General features: G+C 65.1%; 13 protein-coding genes. 8 read left to right on the top strand and 5 right to left on the bottom strand.

Annotated elements, in window-relative coordinates:
* The first annotated feature begins 64 nt into the window (after window positions 1-64).
* The 3 genes from ABRP17_RS08580 (at window position 65) to ABRP17_RS08570 (ending at window position 2,546) form a co-directional block, all read left to right on the top strand.
* Entirely contained in the window at window positions 65-913 is an 849-nt protein-coding gene (locus ABRP17_RS08580) for a rhamnogalacturonan acetylesterase (RefSeq protein WP_372486936.1), read from the top strand.
* A 127-nt stretch (window positions 914-1,040) separates the two neighbouring features.
* Window positions 1,041-1,625 (top strand): cysteine dioxygenase family protein, encoded by a 585-nt coding sequence (locus ABRP17_RS08575; RefSeq protein ID WP_188325573.1) that lies wholly within the window; start codon window positions 1,041-1,043, stop codon window positions 1,623-1,625.
* Window positions 1,626-1,727: 102 nt separating this feature from the next.
* Entirely contained in the window at window positions 1,728-2,546 is an 819-nt protein-coding gene (locus ABRP17_RS08570) for a hypothetical protein (RefSeq protein WP_349985400.1), read from the top strand.
* Between the two features lie 68 nt (window positions 2,547-2,614).
* Here ABRP17_RS08570 and ABRP17_RS08565 read toward each other — a convergent pair whose 3' ends face one another.
* The 3 genes from ABRP17_RS08565 to ABRP17_RS08555 form a co-directional block, all read right to left on the bottom strand.
* Window positions 2,615-6,430 (bottom strand): LamG-like jellyroll fold domain-containing protein, encoded by a 3,816-nt coding sequence (locus ABRP17_RS08565; RefSeq protein ID WP_349985399.1) that lies wholly within the window; start codon window positions 6,428-6,430, stop codon window positions 2,615-2,617.
* A 47-nt stretch (window positions 6,431-6,477) separates the two neighbouring features.
* On the bottom strand, window positions 6,478-9,663 hold the full coding sequence (locus ABRP17_RS08560) for a TonB-dependent receptor (RefSeq protein ID WP_349985398.1): 3,186 nt from the start codon (window positions 9,661-9,663) through the stop codon (window positions 6,478-6,480).
* A gap of 236 nt (window positions 9,664-9,899) precedes the next feature.
* Complete coding sequence (locus tag ABRP17_RS08555) at window positions 9,900-12,626, bottom strand: TonB-dependent receptor (RefSeq protein WP_192095484.1); 2,727 nt, start codon at window positions 12,624-12,626, stop codon at window positions 9,900-9,902.
* Between the two features lie 286 nt (window positions 12,627-12,912).
* Here ABRP17_RS08555 and ABRP17_RS08550 point away from each other — a divergent pair, with 286 nt between their 5' ends.
* Together ABRP17_RS08550 and eda are read left to right on the top strand one after the other, a co-directional pair.
* Window positions 12,913-13,932, top strand: coding sequence for a sugar kinase (locus ABRP17_RS08550; RefSeq protein WP_188325568.1), 1,020 nt, complete (start codon window positions 12,913-12,915; stop codon window positions 13,930-13,932).
* On the top strand, window positions 13,919-14,557 hold the full coding sequence (gene eda / locus ABRP17_RS08545; RefSeq protein ID WP_349985397.1) for a bifunctional 4-hydroxy-2-oxoglutarate aldolase/2-dehydro-3-deoxy-phosphogluconate aldolase: 639 nt from the start codon (window positions 13,919-13,921) through the stop codon (window positions 14,555-14,557). Before ABRP17_RS08550 ends, eda begins: the two co-directional genes overlap by 14 nt.
* A 53-nt stretch (window positions 14,558-14,610) precedes the next feature.
* Here the strand turns inward: eda and ABRP17_RS08540 are convergent, their stop codons facing one another.
* Window positions 14,611-15,525, bottom strand: a complete 915-nt coding sequence (locus ABRP17_RS08540) for a transposase (RefSeq protein WP_349986822.1) — start codon at window positions 15,523-15,525, stop codon at window positions 14,611-14,613.
* 454 nt (window positions 15,526-15,979) lie between these two features.
* Here ABRP17_RS08540 and ABRP17_RS08535 point away from each other — a divergent pair, with 454 nt between their 5' ends.
* The 3 genes from ABRP17_RS08535 (at window position 15,980) to ABRP17_RS08525 (ending at window position 19,849) form a co-directional block, all read left to right on the top strand.
* Window positions 15,980-16,465 (top strand): DUF4437 domain-containing protein, encoded by a 486-nt coding sequence (locus ABRP17_RS08535; protein WP_349986771.1) that lies wholly within the window; start codon window positions 15,980-15,982, stop codon window positions 16,463-16,465.
* 59 nt (window positions 16,466-16,524) lie between these two features.
* A complete protein-coding gene (locus ABRP17_RS08530; protein WP_349986772.1) occupies window positions 16,525-16,917 on the top strand; it encodes a hypothetical protein in 393 nt (130 codons plus the stop codon).
* Between the two features lie 115 nt (window positions 16,918-17,032).
* Complete coding sequence (locus ABRP17_RS08525; protein ID WP_188325565.1) at window positions 17,033-19,849, top strand: TonB-dependent receptor; 2,817 nt, start codon at window positions 17,033-17,035, stop codon at window positions 19,847-19,849.
* Window positions 19,850-20,095: 246 nt separating this feature from the next.
* On the opposite strand, the gene ligD is transcribed toward ABRP17_RS08525, so the two are convergent.
* On the bottom strand, window positions 20,096-22,588 hold the full coding sequence (gene ligD / locus ABRP17_RS08520) for a DNA ligase D (RefSeq protein WP_349986774.1): 2,493 nt from the start codon (window positions 22,586-22,588) through the stop codon (window positions 20,096-20,098).
* Window positions 22,589-22,591 lie beyond the last annotated feature (3 nt).

The following is a 22,591-nucleotide window of genomic DNA, read 5'->3' as shown; positions in this document are numbered from 1 at the left end:
CAGGTCGTCGCGCTGTTGCCGCTGCGCTCGCCGAGCATGGCTCGGCGCTACCGGAGTTCCGTCGATGTCGAACCGTCGCTGCGTGTTGTCCCTGCTTGTTCTCTTCGCTGCGTTGCCTGCCATGGCGGGCGACAGGCCGCTGCCCGCGCCCATCCGGGCGAGCAAGATCATCCTGGTCGGGGACTCGACCACGGCGGTGCAGGGCGGGTGGGGGCCGCGCTTCTGCGGCGACCATGTCACCTCCTTCGCGGCCTGCATCAATCTGGCTCGCGGTGGGCGCAGTACGTACAACTACCGTGCTGAAGGGTCGTGGTCACTGGTGGAGTCGGAGATGCGCGCACCGGGTTATGCCGCCACGTGGGTGCTGATCCAGTTCGGGCACAACGACCAGCCGGGCAAGCCCGGACGCTCCACCGACCTGCAGCACGAGTTCCCGGACAACCTGCGGCGTTATGTGCAGGAGGTACGGGCCGCGGGTGCAGTACCGGTACTGCTGACACCGCTCACCCGCCGACAGTTCGCCGATGGCCGACTGATCGATGACCTTGCCCCCTGGGCCGATGCCGTACGGCGGGTAGCGCGCGAGCTGGATGTTCCGCTGGTCGACCTGCATGCGCGCAGCCGAGCGCTGGTGCAGGCGATGGGTCCGGTCATGGCGATGACACTCGCCCAGGCACCCGCCTCCCAGCCGCAGGTGGCGGCCGCGCTGTCGGGCACCACCGTAGATGCGGCCGCAGCCGCACCGGGCGCCGGTGCCGCTGCACAGAACGCGCTGATCGAGCCGATGGGCCAGGCCAAGCGAGCCTTCGACTACACCCACCTGGGAGACGACGGTGCGGCGGTATTCGCCACGGTGGTGGCCGAGGAGCTTGCGCGTACGGTGCAGCCGATGCGCCCGCTGCTGCTGCCGTGAGACGTCATCCGGCCAAGCGGCGGCGCCCGATGGGTGGATAACGACTGAAACCCGCACTTTTCGCTCATTTTCCAGCTGTAAAGGCCGTGCGAACGTTCTGCGGACCGATGTGGCCTAGACTGGGTGCATGCAAGTGCAGTCGATCCCCTCCGGTTTCCGTGGCAAAGACAAGTTGATTTCGGCGCTGGATGCGGCGGTCGACCAAGGCGATGCTGCGTCGATCACCGCGGCCCTGCAGCAGACGCTGCGCAGTGTCATCCGCGATCCGTCCATCGAGCTGCCGGCCTGCGTCCATCGTCCCGTGCAAGGCCGCTATGCGCGGCGCGAACTGCATCGCAGCCCTACGCTGGGCTACAGCGTGATCGCCATGTGCTGGGGCCCGGGGCAGGGTACGCCGCTGCACGATCACGACGCGATGTGGTGCGTGGAAGGCGTATGGCGGGGTGACCTGGTCGTCACCCCGTATGCGCTGCTGGAGCAGGACGGCGACCGTGCCCGGTTCGCCGCGCAGGCACTGCTGTATGGCGAACGGGGCAGTGCCGGCAGTCTGATTCCACCGCACGAGTACCACACACTGCGCAATGCCAGCAGCGAAGAGATCGCGGTGTCGGTGCACGTGTACCAAGGCCCGATGGAACGCAGCACAGTGTTCGAACCGATCGGCGATGGCTGGTACCAGGCGCGCGTGCACGCGCTGGACAGCGACGCCTGACCCGGCACCCGGCGGTGCGCCCGGCTGACTGATTTCTGCAAGCCTGCGTCCCATGGCGCTCTGTAGGATTTTTTACAGACACCGGAGGAGCGCACCAGCGCCATGGACCTTGCACATTGCCTGCTGGACCGACGCGACTACACGGCGGTCCAGTTCCAACAGCTGACACTGCCCGACCTCGGCGCGAAGCGACGCAACCTGGTATGCATCACATGCGGGCAGGAGGCGTTCTTCCGCAAGCCCAGTGCAGATGGGCGGGCCGCCTGTTTCGGTGCGCGCCCGCATGCTGCTGGCTGCAGCATGGCGGCGGAGGATGCGCTTCGCGTCGAGAGCGCGATCGGTCCCGATGAAGCGATCATCCGCAACACCGATGTCCTGGTGGTCGATTTCAACTTCGGCGCAGTGCAGGGCGCGCCGCATCTGCAGGATGGCGATCAGGCCGGCGCGCAAGGACGCGGGCGGCGGCACGTCGCCGGGGCTGGGGCCGGGCAGCGCGCGGCACGCCCCCATCGCAGGCTGAGTACGCTGCTCAAGCACCTGCGCAGCTCCGCAGCCTTCGGAGCTTCGAACCAGCCCATCGAAATCGGTGGTATCGCCAACCGGACGTTGCGCGACTTTTTCGTCGAGTTCTCCGCGCTGCATCCCCACCACTTCAGCCAGGTCGTCGGCTGCTGGGGCATGATCGCCGACGCGGGCGCCGGGAATGGCATCACCTGGCTGAATTCCGGCGGCCGGGGCGATATCAGCATCGGGATCCCGGACGCCATCGGCGCGGCGTTCACGCAGCGCTTCCGGGTGACCGATCTGGAAGATCTGGCCGGCGCCTATGTGCTCGCCATCGGCACGCCGTGGATCTCACAGCAGGGAAAGAAGTGCCTGATCGTGGACGACATCGAGTTCGTCACCGCCAGCCTTGCCTGAGGGGGCAAGGCTGGCGGCCGGGGATGACGGCAGGATTGACGGCCAGCGACCGTCACCACCCGTCCCCGTCAGAGAATGTCGACGCTGTTGTTCAGGCGCGTGACTTCCTCGCCATCGTCGGCCAAGGCCACGCGTACGCGCAGGTCACGGCGGTCGCCTGCAGGCAACGGCAGGGCGACGGTGGTCGTGCGCGGCTGCAGATCACTGGGCGCGTCCATCGCCGGCACTTCGATACGCGCGATCTCACGGCCACGCGCATCTTCCAGCACCGCCACACCGGTTCCCGTGCCCACATGCCCCAGGCTGTGGACGATCACGTGCACCTGCCTTCCATCGACCCGCACGTCGCCCCGGCCAATGCCCAGGTCAGGACGTTGCTCCACGGGGGAGCCGGCACGGATGCGCTCGAACTCGAACACTTCGGTCCTGCCCGGCTGGAACTGCAGCGGCGTGCTGACGCTGGTTTCCAGCACCACGTCGCGTTCGCTCACCTTGCCGTCGATCTTCCCGTCGCCGTTGGCGTCCACGCCGCTGCGCACCCGCCAGGTGCCGCTGGCCACGTTCCAGCCGGTCATGTCCGCGGTGATCGCCTGCTTGGCCAGGTTGTAGCTGGTGACGGTGAAGCGTTCGCGTGAGGGCGCATGGACCAGCAGCGCCACCTGTTCGGCCGCATCGTCGCGGTCGAAGCGCCAGCTCACCGTGTGCCCCGGCCAGCTCTGGTTGCGCTTCAGGGCGATACCCCCCAGGCGGGCACGCTGCAGGAACTCGCTCGGTGCCTCCACCCGGTCCGACCACCAGTGGCCGTCGGTATTCATGTACTCGCGCTGCGCCTTGGCCTGGATCCCCTCGGCGTGCAGGGCCTCGATGTACTTCACATCGCCGCTGGCCTGCCATGCCATCACGCTGGCGAAGCCGGTCTTGCCACTGTCTGCATCGGCAGTCAGCTTCGGATACCAGTCCTGCTGTCGCCCCAGCACCTCCACGTAGTTCTCGCCGAGGTTGGACAGCGCACCGGGTCCACCGCGCTCCACGCGGTAGTCCAGCGCTTTCAGGTACTTCTCATCGCCCGTCCAGCGCCACGCCGCCCAGAAGGTGTGCATGATGTCGCCGCTGCCGGACCCGTTGTTGAGTTCACCGCCGCGCACCTTGCCGGTGGCCCAGTTGATCTCGTTCGGCAGCGCCCAGCGGCCCTTGTCATCGGTGTAGGCGTGGGCGAGGTAGCTATCGGCCAGGCCGGTGACCAGGCGTCGGCTGCTCGGATCGGCATTGAACTGCCCGAGCAGGAAGGCGGGGTGCAGCACCGGGAACGAATACGGTTTCTGCCACTGCCAGTTCGGCTCGCGGTAGACCTTGTTGCCGCCGAACCAATTGCTGGAGAACAACAGGTGGCCCTGCGGGTTGGTCAGGATGATCTTCTCGTCGAAGGCCTTCACCGTCTCCATCAACCGTTCCACGGTCAGCGGATCACCCCAGTTGAGGTACAGCATGGCGCTGTTGGTGTTGATGCCTTCCTCGTAGGCGTGCAGCTCGTCGGTTTCGATGGTGCTCAACCCGTTGCTGAACATGCCATTGCGGTACACCGCGTCGGACAGCGCGGTCAGCGAGGCGTTCAACCGGTCCGGCTGCACACCCATCAGGGCCAGGCCCGGCCACTGCTGGGTCAGGTCCGAATCGTCGGAGATGCCGCCGCCGAAGTCACCGTACGGCACCTGGCGGTGTTCGATCCACCAGTCGATGAAGCGCCGCACATAGGCCAGGTCCTGGGTCTGGTTGAACGCCCACGCCGGCACGCCCTTGGGCACTTCCGGGGCAGTGAACGGCGGTCGTCCCTGGCTGTTGTAACTGATGTAGTTCCAGTACAGCCGGCCCAGCTGGTGATCCGGATCCACCCGCAGCAGGTCACTCAGGTCGGCGTACACGCGGGCGTACAGGCGCTGCCGCTTGGAGGTAGTGTGTTCCTCCACGAGGAAACCCCAGTTGTCGCGCACCTGGTTGAAGCGGTCTGCGACGTGCTCGGCGATCGCTTCGCTGCGCGGCTTGAACACCATGCGGATTTCCGCGCCGTCCAGCGCGCGTGCATCGAAGCCGGGAGCCGCCGAGGCGATGCTCAACCACAGGCTGTCGGCGGTGAGGATGCGGTCGCGCAGGTCCAGCCACAGCGTGCGCTTCTTGCCGGGTTGCACCGAGACCGATACATCGATCATGTCGCGGGCCGGCCAGATCGGATCCTTGATGCGGATGTTGAGCGGGATCAGGCCGTCATGGGTCGCCGGCAGGTCCAGCGCCGGCAGGTCGATGGCCACGCCATCCAGGCCGTCATGCATGTTCTCCCAGCTGTGCGCCCAACTGCGGATCAACGGCTGGTTGGCCGGTGCATCACCCACGCCGGACGGGATCAGCACGTGCACGATGGGCAGCGGCTGGGCAGGCAGCGTATCGGCACCGCGACGGCGCGAACCGGCACCCTTGGGCAACGCCATCACCGTGCTGCGTTCGGCCACGGGGTAGCGGCCGTCGATGTAGTGCCGCAGCGTGTCCAGGTTGGTGTAGTCAGGCAGGGCCTGGCTGTCCACCTCATAGGTCTGCTTGACGCTGCCGTCCGGCTCACTGCCTTCGTCCACGTGATAGGCCCAGATCTCCTGGATCGGGGTTTCCTGTTCCACGTTGCTGAAGCGCAGCACGCCACCCTGCTGGGTGGGGATGTCATCGACGCTGCGCACCACGCCGCGCGGGCGCTGCAGCACCGTCGTGGTCGCGCTTTGCGCATCGGCGCCGTGCGCCAAGGTGCCGAACGCCGCACCACGTACTTCGATGCGGTTCACCGGTTCGCCATCGGGCAGGGTCAGGTCCAGGTGCTGCCCGGCCTCTACATAGGTGTTCCAGTCCGGCAGCTGGAAGTAATCGTTGCGGCCCGGCAGGCGCGAGCGGTTGTAGACCCCCGGCCAGGTGGTTTCGGCGATGCCATCGGTGGCCTTCCACATCCACTGCTTGAGGTCCTTGGTATCGGCGAACTCGATCTTGCGTATGCGCGTGCCTGCGGCGGCCAGGGCCGGCGGAGCCGCACCTTCCCAACCGAAGCGATGCCGCCATGCACGCTGGTCTGCCGACGCCACGACGGCCTTCGCCGGTGCCTTGCCTTGCGCCAGTGCAGCCACCGCCGGTCCATCCAGCATGCGGTCGAAGACACGGATGTGCTGGAAATCGCTGCCGCGCAGGAAGTTGTAGCGGCTCTGCACCTGATAGGGCGCCATCACCCGCCCGGCCAGGCCCAACTGGTCCAGCGCGGCATCGTAGTCGCCCCTGGCATCGACCCGCGCGACTTCCTTTCCATCCACGAACAGACGCACCCCGTGGTCTTCGTCCCAGGCGAACGCCAGGTGCACCCACTGCGCCGGGGCCGGGTTCTGCGGCAGCGCGAACGACACCCGGGTGCGCGCCAGGTTGGCATCGGTGACGAACGCATCGAAGCCGTGTCCGTTCCAGTCGATGCGCAGCCACGCCATGTCCCAGCTGCTGTGGTCGGCATAGCCCACGCGGAAGATCACGAACGGTGCTTCACCGACGGCATAGCGCGATCGCCAGTCGAAGGCCAGCGTGCCGCGCTGCGCCAGGATGTTGCCGGGTGCATCCCACGACAGCACGCCATCGTCTTCCCACTGGATCGCCTTGCTGCGTGCACCGTCATCAACCACCTTCACCTTGTCGCGGAAGTTGGGTACCGGATCGCCCTGCGCCACCTCGGCTTCCAGGCCGTGGTTCGCATCCACGTGGAACAGCAGCGCGGGTGCCTCTGCGGCGAGCGACGGCGCAACGAACAGCGCGGTGGCCAGGGCCAGCAGGCGGCGACGGGGCAGGCGGGCGAGGGCAGTGGGACGGTGGGGCATGGAACCTTCCTTTCAACAGCGGGCGACGGTGGGCGCGTGGTGCAGGATCAGAACTTGTAACGCAGGCCGAGGTAGTACTGGCGCCCGGTCTGGGTGTAGCGGTCCGGCAGGGAAAGCGCGGAATCCACGTAGCGTTCGTCGGCGGTGTCCAGCAGGTTGATCGCCTCCAGGCTGACGGTCAGCTGCTTGTTGAACTTCCACGACATGTTGAAATCGACGTTCTCCACGCTGTACTTGCCGGTGACATCCGCCGTGGCGAGCGCATTGCCATCCAGGTCGCGGATGTTCTCCTGCGCCAGGATCTGGTTGATGTAGGCATCGCGGTAGCTGGTGGATACGCGCGCACTGAAGCGCCCGTCGTCGTAGTACAGGGTGGCGTTGTACGAATTGGGCGACAGGTTCAGCAGGTCGTTTTCCGTGTACGTGGTGACGATGGTGTTGCCGCTGCCGGAGCTGAAGAGGTACTGGATCTTCGAATCGACGTGGGTGTAGTTCAGCTGGATGCCGAAGTTCTTCCAGAAGCTGGGCAGGAAGCTGAAAGGCTGCTGGTACGTCAGCTCGTAGCCCTTCAGCGGGCCACCCGGCGTGTTGAAGTAGCTCTGCACGTTGAACAGCGTGTTCGGGCTGAAGCCGGCCGGCAGCAGGTCCAGCGAATAACCCATGTCGTCCCAGGTGGTCAGCAGGCGGGTACGCTGCACGTAGGTTTCGATGTCCTTGTAGAACACCGCGGCCGACAGCAGCGCACCTTCGCTGAAGTACCACTCCGCACTCAGGTCGTAGTTGGTGGAGCGGAACGGATCCAGCTTGGGATTGCCGAGGTTGATCGAGTAATACCGGTCTTCATCGAGGAAGGCGCTCGGCCCGCCGCTCACGCTCGGTGACAGGTTGGACAGGGTGGGGCGGGCCATCGTCTTGGCCGCACCGAAGCGCAGCACCACGCTGTCCGTCACGTCCCAGGCCAGGTTCAACGACGGCAACCAGTCGTCGTACTGATGGCCGACGCGGGTTCCCACCAGCAGGCGTTCGCCAGCGTCGGCGGTGGCGCTCGCCACGCCCAGGAACGGCTGGCAGGCCGCGGACAGATCGCCGCTGCTGGCCGCCTGGCATGGCGCGTAGCCATCCGCGGTGATCTGCGTCTGCACGTAGCGCATGCCGATGTTGCCGCGGAACGGCCGGCCCCACAGGTCGGTGTTGAAGTCGAGTTGCAGGTACGTCGCGTAGCTCTTCTCGTTGACGTCGAAATTGTTGTTCGACGAACCGAAGTGGCCCACACCGGCGAGGCGGTAGTCGCCCCCCAGGCTGCCGGTATCGCAGTTGCAGTAGATGTCCAGCAGCTCGGCGACGCGCTTGAAATCAGGGATCAACCAGCTTGACGGCGTGGCCGTGGCCAGCCCCTTGCCGAAGCCATTGAGCGTGCTGCTGAGGTCGCCGATGCCGGTGCCGCCGGGCAGGGCCTGGGCCAGCCGTCCGTAACTGATGTTGCGGTACTCCTGCGTGCTCATGTCGTAGTCCTTGTAGGCAAGACCACCACGCAGGGTGAACGTCGGCGAGACCGTGAAGGTCAGGTCGACCTTCGCCGTATCGAACTGGTTGTCGACGTAGTTGGGGTTCAACCGCACTTCGCTGATGTTGCTGCCGCGCGCGGTGCCATTGGCGTTGACCGGGGCGGTGCCATAGCCCAGCCACTGCCAGGCGTTGGGATCATTCAGCGCGAACGGGAAGCCCATCGACGGCAGGCCGGCATTGTTGCGTGCATCGAAGACGAACCCGTCCAGATTGCTGTTGTCGAAGCTGACCATCGAGAACACCGGGCGCTCGAAACTGGACGAAGAGTGGCCCACCAGCGCGTCGAGGCGTACCGCATCGTTGAAGCGATGTTCGAATTCGAGGCTGACCTGCTTGAACTCGGTGCTCTCTTCGATGGACGTCGATTCCGTGCGGAAGTCCACGTTGTCGAATACGCCGTAGACCAGGCGGTTCTGGTCGTCGACCTGGGCCTCGCGTACCGCGATCTGGGTCTTGCCACCGTACTGCGCGGTGCGGTGCAGGTTGGCACCCAGCGAATCCTCACGCTGGTCCTTGTCCAGCTTGGAGTACATCAGGTCCAGGTTGAGCAGGCTGTCGTCGCTGAACTTGAACTGCAGGGCGCCGGTGATGCCAAGGCGCTCGAGCTCATGTTCGGTGCGGACATAGCGCGGATAGCGCGGAATCCACGCGTTGGTCGCGGTCTCGTAGGCGGCGATGTTTTCCGCTGTCGCTGCGGGACGGTCCAGGCCGGTGCCGCAGTGTGCGGCATCGATGCCATAGCTGCCCCAGCCGTTGTTGCGGGCCTGGTTGGCCGCGCTGCCCACGCCTGCAGCCGTCTCGTTTGCCAAGGGATTGCGCGGCGTCTGCGGGTCATACCCCAGTGGGCTGCAGAAACCGTACGTCCCGTTGTTGGTCGCCGTGGGCTGGTTCGAATTGCGATGGTTGCCGTGCTCCCAACGGACCGGGTTGTAGCCTTCTTCGAAGATGGTGCGCTTGCTGTAAGCCACCGACATCAGCGCGCCCAAGCGGCCGTCGGCCCAGGTGTTGCTGAGCAGCGCCGATACGCGCGGGTCCTTGCTGCGCGACAGCTCGTTGAAGCCGTACTGGCCGTTGAGCGACGCCTGGAACCCGTCGAAATCGAACGGACGCGACGCACGCAGGTCGACCGTGGCACCGAGTGATCCTTCGTCGGTCTGCGCAGACTGGGTCTTGCTGACCTTGACCCGGCTGAAAAGCTCGGAGGCAAAGGTGTTGAAATCGAATCCGCGGCTGCGGTTGACGCCGGCGGTACCGCTGCCCGCGGTGGACAGCGCTTCCAGGCCGTTGATGCGCACGCGGGTGAAGTCCGATCCCAGCCCACGGACGGATATCTGCTGGCCTTCTCCGCCCTCGCGGTCGATCGATACACCGGCGATGCGCTGCATCGACTCGGCCAGGTTGAGATCAGGGAACTTGCCGATGTCTTCGGCATAGATGGCGTCGACCTGTTCGACGCTGTAGCGCTTTTCATCCAGCGACTGCTGCAGGCTTTCGCGGTACGTCGCCTTGACTTCCACCTTGTCCAGATCGACGGCGTTGGGTGCGCTGGCAGCGGCCTCCGGTGTCTGCTGCGCGACCGCGGTGCTGGTCAGTACCAGGCCGATGGAGAGTGCGAGCAGCGTGAACGGCGTACGGCCGGCACGGTGGCGTGGGTGTGACAGATCCATGTTGTAAGCCCCTCCCAGGGTGTCCTCAAAGCGTGCGTGTGTACTGCAGGCGATGAACCGGCCTCCACCGGATCACTGCCTCGGCGCAACGTCTTGCTGACACCGCAGGTCACGGGAACGTAGCAAAGCACTCACGGCGCAGCATCTTGCGCCGCAGCAGCAGGCCACGGTGTCGGGATCGTCGGCGTTGCACCTGGCGGCGGCGTGGTTGCCACGCCGCCGCTTCGGTCGGTGGATCAGAACTTGTAGCGCACGCCGAGCAGGAACTGGCGGCCGGTTTCGGTGTACTGCAGCGGCAGCTGGCCGGTGAGCGGCGAACGCACCCACTCGTCGGACGCTTCGTTGGTCAGGTTGACACCTTCCAGGGTCAGCTCGAGCTGGTCGCTGACCTTGTAGCGCAGCGAGGCGTCGATCATCGTGGTGCCGGTCATGCCGTGCACGCCGTCCACGTTGAAGCCGGTTTCCTGGCCCGGTGCCTGGGTCAGGTAATCGTCGCGGTTGGTGGCCGACACACGGCCGGACCAGGTGTCACCTTCATAGAACACCGTGGCGTTCCACGAGGTCGGCGACAGACCGGTCAGGTCGTTCTTCATCACGGCCTGGCCCTGGCCATTGAGGTACTGGATCTTCGATTCCACCCAGGTGTAGTTCAACTGCACGCCGAGGTTGGACCACTTGCCCGGCAGGAAGGTGAAGGGCTGGGTGTAGTTCGCTTCCACGCCATGCAGCTCGCCGCCGGGGGTGTTGAGCGGGATGCTGAAGGTGAACTCGTCGTTGACCGTGGCACCGGTGCCGTCCAGCAGGCTGGCCGGCAGGCCACTGGTGGAATACGGGCGCACATCGCGGGTGGTCTGCACGAAGGACTCGATGTCCTTGTAGAACAGGCCCAGGCCGAGCATTGCGCCTTCGTTGAAGTACCACTCGAAGCCGAGGTCGACGTTGGTGGCGCGGATCGGATCCAGGTTCGGATTGCCGCCGGCCACGGTGCGGGCGCCGCCGGCCACTGCCACGGTCACGCCGGGGGTCAGGTTGCCCAGGCCCGGACGGGTCATCACCTTCGCCGCGCCGAGGCGGATCAGGAAGTCCGGTGCCACTTCGGCGACCAGGTTGAACGAGGGCAGCGTGTCATCGTACTTGCGGTTGCTGGTGGTCAGCACCGGCACGCCACCGACGGTCGCGTAGCCGTTGGATTCCTGCTTGGTCTCCACGTAGCGCACACCGAAGTTGCCGGACAGCGGGATCGATCCGAGGTCGGTGGAGAACTCGCCCATCAGCCACACGCCGCGGTCTTTCTCTTCCACGCTGCGGCTGTTGTTCAGCCGCGGCGCGACGGCGAAGGTGCCGGTGTTGCTGTAGATGTCGAACAGGTCGGCTACCGCGTCCAGGTTCGGCACGACCCAGTTGGACGGATTGCCGGTGATGCCCTTCAGGCCTTCCTGCTGGGTGTATTCCGGCGGCACGATCAGGCCGCTGCCCGGGAAGGTCGGCACGGCCAGCTCGCTGGCGCGACGCAGTTCCACGGTGTTGAAGCTGTAATCCTTGGCCAGCACGCCGCCCTTCAGGCGGAAGCCCGGGCTGATGTTCCAGTTGAAATCCAGCTGCGCGGTGTCGAAGTCATTGTCCACCGACTGCGGACGCAGACGGATCTCGGCCAGGGTCCAGCCGTTCGGGTTGGTCGGGTCGATGCCGTAGTTGAAGGCTGGCAGGTTCTTGTTGCCGCGGTAGTCATAGCTGTACCCGTCGACATCGAACTTGTCCATGATGACCGTGGTCTGCACCGGGTTCTCGTGGGACGAACGCGAGGTGCCCAGCTTGCCGGTGATCTGGAAGGCTTCGCTGAAGCGGTGCTCCAGGTTCAGGCTGACCTGCTTGAAGTCGGTGCTCCACTCGTCGTGGCGGTTCTCGCTGCGGATGTCCACGTTGTCGAACGCGCCGTAGACCAGCGCGTTGTTGCGGATTTCGCCGTCGCGCACGATCGTCTGCGGCTTGCCGGCACCGGAGCGGCTGAAGGAGATGGCCTCGATGTAGTGCTCATCGCGGTCGGCATCGATCTTCGAGTACAGCGCGTCGAGCGACAGCTCGGTGCGGTCGGTCGGCTTCCACTGCAGCGAGCCGGTGACGCCCAGGCGCTCCTGCTTGTGCTCCATCTGCACGTAGCGCGGGAAGCGCGGGTGGAACACATTGGCTCCGCGCGCGGCGGCGAACGGCGAGCTGGCAGCGAAGCCACCGTTGCTCGGCCCGTTGGCCCAGCGGCCGGTATTGGAGCCTTCTTCCAGCGCCTGGCGCTCGGAGTAGGCCACCGACAGCAAGGCACCGAAGGTGCCGTCAGCGAAGGTATTGGAGATAAGCGCCGCCATGCGCGGATCCGCTTTCTGCGCCATGTCGTTGTAGCTGGCCTGGCCGCTGGCAGCGAAGGTGAAGCCTTCGTAGTCGAACGGACGCGCGGTGCGCAGGTCGACGGTGGCGCCCAGCGAACCTTCTTCCACGTCGGCCGAGGCCGTCTTGCGCACGATCAGCTGCGAGAACAGATCCGAAGCAAACACGTTGAAGTCGAAACCACGGCCACGGTTGGTACCACCGCTCTGGTCGCCGGCACCGACGGTCGCCAAGGCCTCCATGCCGTTGATACGCACGCGGGTGAAGTCCGGGCCCAGGCCACGCACCGAGATGCTGCGGCCTTCCCCGCCATCGCGGGTGATCACCACGCCGGGGATGCGCTGCAGCGATTCGGCCAGGTTGAGGTCGGGGAACTTGCCGATGTCTTCGGCGACGATGGCATCGACCACGCCGGCTTCGCTGCGCTTGATGTCCAGCGCCTTCTCCACGCTGGCGCGGTAGCCGGTGACAGTGACCGTATCCAGGTCCGTTGCCTGCTGTGCCTGTGCGGTGGCGCTGATGGCCAGACCGATGGACAGGGCCAACAAGGTAACCGGTGTCTTTTTGCTGCTGTTACGAGAAATCATGGCCTTTCCCTCTCCCAAAGGTCTGGTTCACAACGCAGTGTCAGCAAGATGACACCGCTGGTCAGGGCGGACGTTAACAGCACCTTCAGGATCGGGCATCTTGCACCGCAACAGATTCGTAATGTCCCTGAGACGCTTGCGGGACAATGGCTTGAATGAAGAGACGGGGTGGACGCGACAGCCCATGGGGCTAGAATGACACCGATAGCCAAGAGCCACGCGGGGTGCGTGGTTCCCTCCGGCGCGCTGCAACGCGATGCTGCGGTCCGGGCAACGAGGACATCTGATGAGTCGAGTGGTCTGTTTCGGGGAACTGCTGTTGAGGATGGGCGCACCGGGCAACGAGCTGCTGCTGCAGTCGCCGCGCCTGGAGGTGCACGTCGGTGGGGCGGAAGCCAATGTCGGTGTCTCGCTGGCGCACTTTGGCCATGACGTGGCGATGGCCAGCGTCGTGGCGGACAATCCGCTGGGCGCGCATGCACTGGGCGAACTGCGCCGTCATGGCGTGGACACGCGGGGCGTGCGCCTGCAGGCCGATTCCCGCATGGGTCTGTACTTCCTGACCACCGGTGCGGTGCAGCGGGCCAGCGAAGTGGTCTATGACCGCGCGGACTCTGCGTTCGCGCTGAGCAGCGCGGCGGACTACGACTGGTCCCAGCTGCTGCAGGGCGCGGAGTGGCTGCATCTTTCCGGCGTCAGCCCGGCCCTGGGTGCCGACGTGGCACAGGCGACGCTGGCCGCCGCACGTGCCGCACGCGCGCAGGGCGTCAAGGTGTCCTTCGACGGCAATTTCCGGCCGAAGCTGTGGCAGCGCTGGGGTGGCGATGCGAAAGCCATCCTGCGTGAGCTGTTCGCACAGGCGGACATCGTGTTCGCCGATTACCGCGATATCGAAGTGGTGCTGGGCCAACCGTTCGCGCAGGACGACGTGGTCGCCCGTGTGGACGCTGCCGCAACCGCCGCGTTTGCCGCGTTCCCGCACCTGCAGTGGATGGCGTGCACGCAGCGCCAGGCGCTGAGCGTGGACCACCATGCACTGGGTGCATTGCTGATCGGCCGTGATGGCACGCGCGCCCAGGCGCCGGTACGTCAGTTGCAGGGCATCGTCGACCGGATCGGCGGCGGTGATGCGTTCGCTGCCGGCATCCTGCATGGCATCATGCGCGGCTTCGATGCCGACGCCACTGTGCGCTTCGGTTTGGCCGCCGGTGGTCTGAAGCACTCGATCCCCGGCGATTTCAATCCCGTCAGCGAAGCTGACGTGCTGGCCCTGGTGGGCGAGGAGCGTTTTGATGTCCGGCGCTGATCCGCGCGTTCGCGCGGTACTGAAACTGGCACCGGTGATCCCGGTGTTCACCCCTGATGACGTGGACGATGCCGTGCAGGTCGCCCAGGCCTTGTTCCGCGGTGGCCTGCCGGTGGTGGAAGTCACCCTGCGCACGCCGCGTGCGATGGAAGCGATCAAGGCCATGGCCGAGGCCGTGCCCGACGCAGTGATCGGCGCGGGTACCGTGCTGACGGCCGCGCAGATGCAGGCGGTCAAGGAAGCGGGCGGTCGTTTCGCCGTGTCCCCCGGTGCGACGGAGCGGCTGTATGCCGCTGCGCGCGATACCGATCTGCCGTTCCTGCCGGGCGTAGCGACATCGTCCGAACTGATGCATGGATTGGAGCAGGGGCTGGATACGTTCAAGTTCTTCCCGGCCGTGCAGGCCGGTGGTGCGCCGTTGCTGTCGGCGTGGGCCGGCCCGTTCGGCGACGTGCGTTTCTGCCCAACGGGCGGCATCAGCGTGCAGACCGCGTCGCAGTTCCTGCACCTCCCCAACGTGCTGTGCGTGGGCGGCTCATGGCTGACCACCGCTGCCCTTCTGCAGAGCCGTGATTGGGCAGCGATCGAAGAACTGGCCCGGCAAGCGTCCGTGCTCGCGAGCTGAGGGTATCGGAGTAGAGCCGGCTGGATTGTGCCGACGGGGTAGCAACTGTGTTGTCAGGCGGAGGCCATCATGGCCTCCGCGTCGCGTTTGCGGGCATTCAGGATGACCAGCATTTTGCGCATGACGGCAACCAGGGCAACTTTCCCCGGCTTGCCTTTTGCTTTCAGGGATTTAAAGAAGTCACGCAATTGCGGCTCATACCGGCAGGCTGACAAGGCGGCCATGTAGAGCGCTTGCCGTACGACCGCGCGGCCGCCCGTGATGCGTCGACGCCCCTGCCAGGAGCCGCTCTCGCGGTTCATGGGGGCTACGCCGACCAAGGCGGATATTGCCTTGCCACTCAGCTTTCCCAGCTCCGGCAGTTCACAAGCAAGCGTGGTCATCACAACCGTGCTCACGCCTTTCATCTCCACCAAGCTGTTCCAACTGGGCTGATTCCTGAGCTGTTCGGCGATTGCCTTGTCCAGCACGCGGATCTGCTCGTCCAAGTACTCCAGTTGGCTGTGCATCATCACCTGGAGAGCTGGCTCGCTGAATGCACGCATGCGCTGCTTTTCACTGCTACGCATCTGCACCAGATGACGCCGGCGCAGTGAAAATTCAGCTAGTTTTCGCTGCCATGGCGCTTCTGGTGTATATCGAGTGTGCTTCAACAGGTGTGCCATCTGCGCCAGCACCATCGCATCGATCCGGTCCGTTTTAGCCAGCTGCCCAGTGGCTTTGGCGAAGCTGCGCGCCCTGCCTGGATTGATCCGCACCATTGGCAGGCCGGCCTCATGAAGCGCATCCAGGGCTGCCTGCTCGTAACCTCCGCTCGCTTCAAGCACGACCTGCTTGGCCGGCCACTTCTGCAGCCAGCGAACCAATGCTTCAAAGCCGCGCTTGCTGTTGCTGAAGTGGCGGAACTGCTGCTCGTGCACGGCAACGTCCAGACGGTCCTTACTTACGTCGATCCCGATCCCAAACATGGCAATCTCCGGTACGCTGACAGGGTCGAGAGCTCCCCCCGCTTGCCCAGTCTTATCATTACGAGCGCCAACTCGATCAACTGTTCGGGCGGATCAGGGAGAAGACCGGCGCGGGGATCCTTGCTACCAAGCGATCGCGAAGACCTAGAGCCGAACGGTCGCCCGCGCCGGGCTCTCGGCACCTAAAGTGCCAGATCTCGAAGAGATAAGAGCCGACTTCAGTCGGCTGGTCTTGGGGTGCACTTTAGGACAGCCGACTGAAGTCGGCTCTACCCCATCGGCTGCTCTCCGCGCGGATCAACGGCAGCCGACTGAAGTCGGCTCTACCCCACCGCCGCTACCCTTCGGCGCGACTGCATCGGTGCGCGCTGCGCACCGGTGATGTGTGTCTGCATGCCTTCTGAAGCAGAAGGCTTCGCCGTACCGTGTCCCTCCCTCCTGATGGCACGTTCCCATGAAACCACTTCAGCTCCTTGCCGCGTCCCTCATCGCCGCGGGCCTGACTGCGTGTTCCGCCGCACCCTCCGCATCATCTGCCTCCGCCGACATGGCACCGGCGGTAACGCTCGATGATCACCTGGTGTCACTGCCGGCCGACCAGCTGCGCTGGCAGGACGTCCCCGGTACAGACGGGGCGGTCAGCTATGCCAATACCCAAGGCGATATCCTGAGCGCCGGCAAAGGTTTCTATTCGGCATTCGTCCGCTTCAAGGCCGGAACCGACAACGGCCTGCACACGCACACCCAGACGCTGCCGACGGTGGTGCTGAGCGGCACGTTCTATGCCCGCATCGACGGTAAGGAAACGCTCTATCCGGCCGGGTCTTTCTACAACCTTCCCGCTGCGCTGGTGCATGAAAGCGGCTGTAAGGCTGGCGAAGACTGCCTGCTGTTCCAGTACCAGTCGAACAACTTCGATCTCAATCCGGTCAAATCCTGATCGCCTGACGGTGCGTGCAGGGCCAGCAGTCAACCCCGCGCTGGCCCTACACTGTGCGCATGGCAACGTTTAAAACCTTCCTGTTTTCCCTGCTTGCGCTAGCCGGTGCGCTGCTCGCGCTGGTGCTGGTCACCACCGTGGCCAGTTGGCTGCCGCCGTTGATCGGCGTGCATGCGGGCGGCGCGGTGCAGTTGGGTTGGGACCTCGCGTTCACCGTGCTCGGCGGCATTGCCGCGGTGGCCTTTGCCAGCTACCACGCACCGTGCTGGCCGCGTTCGCACGGCACGGGCATCTGGTTGCTGCTGGCGATCGCCTCGCTATGGGCGGCATGGGACATGGGCAACGAGTTCCCGCGCTGGTTCGTACTGCTGCTGGTGATCTCGCTGCCGCTGCAGCTGGGCATCGGTCTGTGGGCCGGCGCAAGAAAGTGGCGCACCGCAACATCCCCTTAACAATTCACCTCTAGTCTCTTGGCCGCCGGCTACCGGCACGGCTGCGCACGTTTTCTGCACGCTACACAGCGGACAGGCGCGCGGCACGCACTCACAGAGCAATGGGGATCATCCGATGCGCAACATCCTGCGGGAGACGCCGACGCGCGTCCCCCATGCGAAGCTTTTGTCCCGCGCCGTGCGCGCCGTGCTGATCAGTGGCATCGCCAGCCTGCCGATGCAGGCAGTGGCCGATGAAGCAGTGACGGTGGCCACCAGCGCCGATACCAGCGCCGCCCTGCAGCAGCTGGATACGGTCACCGTGACCGGCGGCTACGCCCGCAGCCTGGAGCGCGCGGTCGACCTCAAGCGCAGCAACATCGGCTTCTCCGACTCCATCGTCGCCACCGACGTGGCCGACTTCCCGGAGCAGAACCTCGCCGAGGCGCTGCAACGCATGCCGGGCGTGACCATCGAACGCAACAAGGGCCTGGGCAGCAAGGTCAGCGTACGCGGCCTGCCGTCCGAGTTCACCCACGTGTCGATCAACAACCTCGCCACGGCCTCGGGCAGCGGCGGTCGCGACGTGCAGTTCGATATCTTCGCATCGGATGTGGTGCAGACCGTCACGGTGCAGAAATCGCCGACGGCGGCAGACGAAGAAGGCGGTATCGCCGGTTCGGTGTACATCGAAACCGCCAGGCCGTTCGACTACGCCGAGCCGAAATTCAGTGCATCGGCGGAAGCGGCGAACAATTCGATCAACGGCAAGACCGATCCGAAGATCTCGTTCCTGGCCAGCGACACCTGGGGCGACTGGGGCGGCCTGGTGTCGTTCTCCAAGGCAAAGCGCACCAACCGCACCGACTCCAACTCGGGCATCAACTTCCGCCCGATGGGGCGCTTCCTCGAAGCGTCCGGCACGCGGGGCACGCAGGCCGCTGCCGTGCTGGCACGCGATGCCGGCATCGTCATCAACAACCGCATGGACAAGGACGCGACCAACCGGATCATCTTCCAGGACAAGGTCGGCGACCGCATCTACCTCAACGAGCAGGACCAGTGGGGCGCGACCGCATCCCTGCAGTTCAAGCCCAGCGAGGCGTTCTCGGTGAGCTTCGATGCGATGCTCGGCGGCTACGATACGCATGAAGATGAGTACGATGCCGCTGCGTATTCGGCGTCCAGCCGCAGCACGCTGGACACGATCCATTCGTATGATGCCGACACCCTGTCCCAGTACGGCATGGTGGTCCTGCGCGATGTGTCCTACACGGCCACCCAGCATGAAATCCTGAGCAAGGAACGCTTCGCCAACACCGACTACCGGCAGTTCAGCAGCAAGCTCGACTGGACCGTCGGTAGCTGGGACATCGATGCTCTGGTCGGCTATTCCGGCGCACGCCGCGACTCGGACTACGCCAACCTCAAGCACGTGGCCTACGCACCGTCGCGCACGCGCTGGACCGCCAACGGCGGTGAGACGCTGGCCAGCGCGGCGTCCAATGGGTTCGACATGTACAACTCGCCCGGGAAGTACCTGTTCGAAGCCTATGAGACCGAAATCGAGCACGTGAAGGACGACAAGTACGCCGCGCAGCTGGACTTCCGCCGGTCGATGGAACTGGCGTTCTTCCCGGCGCTGACCAGCGTCAAGTTCGGTGCGCGTTACACCGACAAGTCCAAGGACCGCGAGTTCGGCAACACCAAGATCCAGGGCCCGACCGCCGGCAGCGCAGCGTGGGTCAACACCCGCACGTTGGCTGACAGCAATCCGGGTTGGATCAGCGACATCGTCCCCGGCGGCGGCTACAAGCCGAGCAATCTGGACTGGCAGCAGGTGTCCAACAGCTACGCACGCAACACGTTCCGCTATGCGGGTTTCACCACCCCGCTGGATCCGGGCCAGTTCTACCAGGTCGATGAAAAGACCCTGGCGCTGTATGCCATGACCGATTTCTACTTCGATATCGGCCGCGTACCGGTGTACGCCAACCTGGGCGTGCGTTCGATCGACACCAAGGTGGATTCGGCCGGTTTCCACCCGGTGCAGAATGCCGATGGCAGCAGCGGCTACACGCCGACGCCGATTTCCAGCAGCGGTGATTACAGCGACCTGCTGCCCAGCTTCAACATGACCGCCGAGATTGCCGATGGATTGGTGCTGCGCGCGGCGGCGTCGGAAACGCTGATGCGTCCGTCGCTGACCGACATTGCCTACCGCCGCACCGTCAGCTGGTCCAGCTTCCGCTTCATGGACGGCAATCCGGCCCTGAAGCCAACGACCGCCAAGCAGTGGGAAGTGGGCCTGGAGAAGTACCTGGAGAACGGCGGACTGCTGTCGGCATCGTACTTCTCCAAGAAGATCGACGGCGTGGTGCGGCAGTCGTTGACCGGCATCGTGCCGAACGTAGAAAAGCTCAACGCCAACGGATCGTTGGATGGGTACTACGACTTCGAGGTCTACCAGCCGGTCAATGCCGAGGGTTCGTACAAGGTCACCGGCGTGGAGCTGGTCGCCCAGCTGCCGCTGTCGATGCTGCACCCCGCACTGGAAGGGTGGGGCATCAATGCCAACTACACCCAGCTGGACAACTCGCTGACCGGTGCATCCGACATCGACATCCCGACCCCGCCGGAAGGGCTGGCCGAGAAAGCGTACAACTTCACCCTGTACTACGAGAATGATCGCTTCGACGCGCGCGTGTCCTACAACTACAAGGACAAGTACGTGGAGTACATCCACCTCAACATGTACCCGGTGTACCGCGATGCGTACGGGCAGACCGATGCCTCGATCGGCTTCCGCTTGAACGACACCTGGAAGCTGAGCCTGGATGCGATCAATGTGTTCGACGAAGAAACGTCGGGCTACACGATCGATAAATCCTTCCCCACGCAGTACGAGTTCTCCGGCCGCCGCATCGGTCTGGGCATTCGCGCCGATTTCTGAAGCGTGCAGTGACCGGCGGCACTCGTACCCCGCCTGGTAGAGCCGACGTCAGTCGGCTTTCCCGAACACCACGCCTGGTAGAGCCGACTTCAGTCGGCTTTCCTGATTACCACGCCAAGAGCAGCCGACTGAAGTCGGCTCTACCAACGGCAGGGTTCCGGAGTTCCGTGCCAGTGACGGGGTCCCCTACCGGTGACAGGTCCCGTATCAGTAACGAAGTCCCGTATCAGCGGCCAAGGGCCCGCGCTACAACGTCGGCAGGCCCTGCTTCATCGTGGTGATCCCTTCCCAGGGATCACCATTCAGGCGCTTGGCCCGCGCCAATGCCTTGTGCATCGGGAACGCATCAGCGGCCGCCACGCGGCCCAGCTCTTCCCAGCGCAATGGCACCGCCACGCCCGCGCTTTCGCGTGCACGCAGTGACCACGAACAGACGCTGGTCGCCCCGCGCGCGTTGCGCAGCCAGTCGATGAAGATCACGCCATTCCGCTTGGCCTTGCTCATCGTGGCCACGTAGCGGTCCGGCGCATGCTGCGAAAGCGCCTGTGCGAATGCCTCGCAGAACGCCTTTGCTTCTTCCCACTCAGCGGCGGGCTGCAACGGCACCACCACATGCAGTCCCTTGCCGCCGGACAGCCGTACGAAGCTGTCCAGCCCCGTTTCCTGCAGGCGCGCGCGGATGTCCCGCGCGGCCGCCTTGATGGCGGCCCAGCTCACGCCCTCCCCCGGATCCAGATCGAACACCAGACGATCTGCGCGCTCCGGATCCTGCACGGTGGCACCCCAGGGATGCAGCTCCAGGGTGTTCATCTGTACCAGTTGCATCAGCCCGTCGACATCATCGACGTAGACATAGTCCTCGCGGCCGCTCTTCTGCTGCAGAGGCACGGCGCGTACCGCGCTGCCCAATCCCTGCCCATGATGCTTCTGGAAGAAGCAGGCCTTGCCGACGCCATCCGGGCAGCGCAACAGGGACAGCGGGCGATTGCGGATCTCCGGCAGGATCCACGGTGCCATCGCTCGGTAATACGCCGCGACCTCGCCCTTGGTCAGCTTCAGCGCGGGATACACCACGCGTTCGGGATGGCTGATAGCCAGCGACGGCTCAGCGGCTTTCTTCTTCGGCGCAGGCACCTGGGGGCTGGCGAGGGTCTTGTCCGTGCGCAGCCGCTTGAAGCTGGCCTGGCGCAGGAGTCCCTCCTTGGCCCAGCCACGAAACGCCACTTCGGCGACCAGTTCGGGCTTCACCCAGTGCACGCTGGAGGCACGGAACGGCACGTGGGCAGGCAGCTCGACGGAGGGCGTTTCGCTGCCCAATGCCTGCAGTCGCCGGGTAAGCGTGCGCAGCTTCTCGTCATCGAATCCGGTTCCCACGCGTCCAACGTAGCGCAGGCCGCCCGTGTCCGGCGTAGCCATCAGCAGCGAGCCGAAGCCCTGCCGCGAGCCCTTCGGCGCGGTGTAACCCACCACCAGGAACTCGTCGGTGTTCTCGTGTTTGATCTTCACCCAGCTGCGGGCACGGTTCGTGACGTAGGCCGCGTCCACCTGCTTGCTGATGATGCCCTCGAAGCCGGCCTTGCCACTGGCAGCGAACACCTCCGGCCCATGGTCGATCACGTGATCGCTGTAGGCCAACGTGCCGGGTGTGTCGCCGATCAGGTCCTTCAGCACGGCTTTCCGCTCCTGCAGCGGTGCCTGGCTGATATCAACGCCAGCGACGCCCGGCAGATCGAATACCACATAGCGCAGGGGTTGTTTGGCGCTGCCGTCGATCACCCGCTGCAGTGCACTGAAATCACTGCGTCCCTGCGCGTCGAGCACGACCAGCTCACCATCCAGGCGGGCATCGCGCACCGGCAAGGCAGCGATGGCCGTGCTGACTTCCGGGAAGTCGCCCGTCCAGTCCAGTCCGTTGCGCGAGCGCAGGGTGACCTTTCCGTCGTGCAGGTCGGCCAGCAGCCGATAGCCGTCCCATTTGATTTCGTGCAGCCATCGCTCTCCGTCCGGCGCGCTGTCGCGGTGATCGGTCAGCTGCGGCGACCATTCGTGGGGATACGGGGTATCCCGTGCGCCCGGCAGCTCCAGCGCGCGGCGACGCCAGCGGGTATCTGCCTTGCGCGCGACAGCGGGGGATTTCTGCTTGGCCGACGTGGCAGGTCTGGTGGACTTGGCGGGCTTGGCTTTCGTGGCCTTTGCTTTCTTCACTGGCGCGTCCTCCAGCAGATCGTCGGCGTCCGCATCGCGGGCATGCGCATCGTCGCGCTTGATCAGCAACCACTGCGGCTGCCGTCCTTTCAGCGCCGTGCGCACCAGCTTCCACGCACCCGTCAGCCGTTCGCCATGCAGTACGAAGTCCAGCTTGCCGTCTGCCACCGCCTGCAGGGGATCGCCTTCACAACCCCACACCCCGTGGTCGTACACATCGACATGGCCGGCGCCGTAGTGTCCTTTGGGGATGTCGCCCTCGAAGCTGGCATAAGACAGCGGGTGGTCTTCCACCTCCACCGCCAAGCGCTTCTCGCCCACCCGCAGGGACGGGCCCTTCGGTACCGCCCAGCTTTTCAGTACGCCGTCCATCTCAAGGCGGAAGTCGTAATGACGGTGGCTTGCATGGTGCAACTGCACGACGAACACCGGCCGTTTTCCGCGCTTGCCGTTGGCCGGCGCGTCGTCGGGCTCGGGGGTGTCATCCTGGCTGGCGCCCAACCGGCGCTTGCGACGGTACTGGTGCAGCGACATGGC

Origin of the sequence: Stenotrophomonas sp. WHRI 8082 (assembly GCF_040223995.2) — a bacterium.
Lineage (GTDB): Bacteria > Pseudomonadota > Gammaproteobacteria > Xanthomonadales > Xanthomonadaceae > Stenotrophomonas.
The sequence above is the reverse complement of the archived record's forward strand: the minus strand, read 5'-3'. Positions and strand labels throughout refer to the sequence as shown.

Bases quoted from the DNA above. Each gene is read 5' to 3' on its own strand.
- ABRP17_RS08555 (WP_192095484.1), bottom strand. From the start codon at position 12,626: ATGATTTCTCGTAACAGCAGCAAAAAGACACCGGTTACCTTGTTGGCC.
- ABRP17_RS08535 (WP_349986771.1), top strand. From the start codon at position 15,980: ATGAAACCACTTCAGCTCCTTGCCGCGTCCCTCATCGCCGCGGGCCTG.
- eda (WP_349985397.1), top strand. From the start codon at position 13,919: ATGTCCGGCGCTGATCCGCGCGTTCGCGCGGTACTGAAACTGGCACCG.
- ABRP17_RS08575 (WP_188325573.1), top strand. From the start codon at position 1,041: ATGCAAGTGCAGTCGATCCCCTCCGGTTTCCGTGGCAAAGACAAGTTG.
- ligD (WP_349986774.1), bottom strand. From the start codon at position 22,588: ATGTCGCTGCACCAGTACCGTCGCAAGCGCCGGTTGGGCGCCAGCCAG.
- ABRP17_RS08530 (WP_349986772.1), top strand. From the start codon at position 16,525: ATGGCAACGTTTAAAACCTTCCTGTTTTCCCTGCTTGCGCTAGCCGGT.
- ABRP17_RS08570 (WP_349985400.1), top strand. From the start codon at position 1,728: ATGGACCTTGCACATTGCCTGCTGGACCGACGCGACTACACGGCGGTC.
- ABRP17_RS08540 (WP_349986822.1), bottom strand. From the start codon at position 15,525: ATGTTTGGGATCGGGATCGACGTAAGTAAGGACCGTCTGGACGTTGCC.
- ABRP17_RS08525 (WP_188325565.1), top strand. From the start codon at position 17,033: ATGCGCAACATCCTGCGGGAGACGCCGACGCGCGTCCCCCATGCGAAG.
- ABRP17_RS08580 (WP_372486936.1), top strand. From the start codon at position 65: ATGTCGAACCGTCGCTGCGTGTTGTCCCTGCTTGTTCTCTTCGCTGCG.
- ABRP17_RS08550 (WP_188325568.1), top strand. From the start codon at position 12,913: ATGAGTCGAGTGGTCTGTTTCGGGGAACTGCTGTTGAGGATGGGCGCA.
- ABRP17_RS08560 (WP_349985398.1), bottom strand. From the start codon at position 9,663: ATGGATCTGTCACACCCACGCCACCGTGCCGGCCGTACGCCGTTCACG.
- ABRP17_RS08565 (WP_349985399.1), bottom strand. From the start codon at position 6,430: ATGCCCCACCGTCCCACTGCCCTCGCCCGCCTGCCCCGTCGCCGCCTG.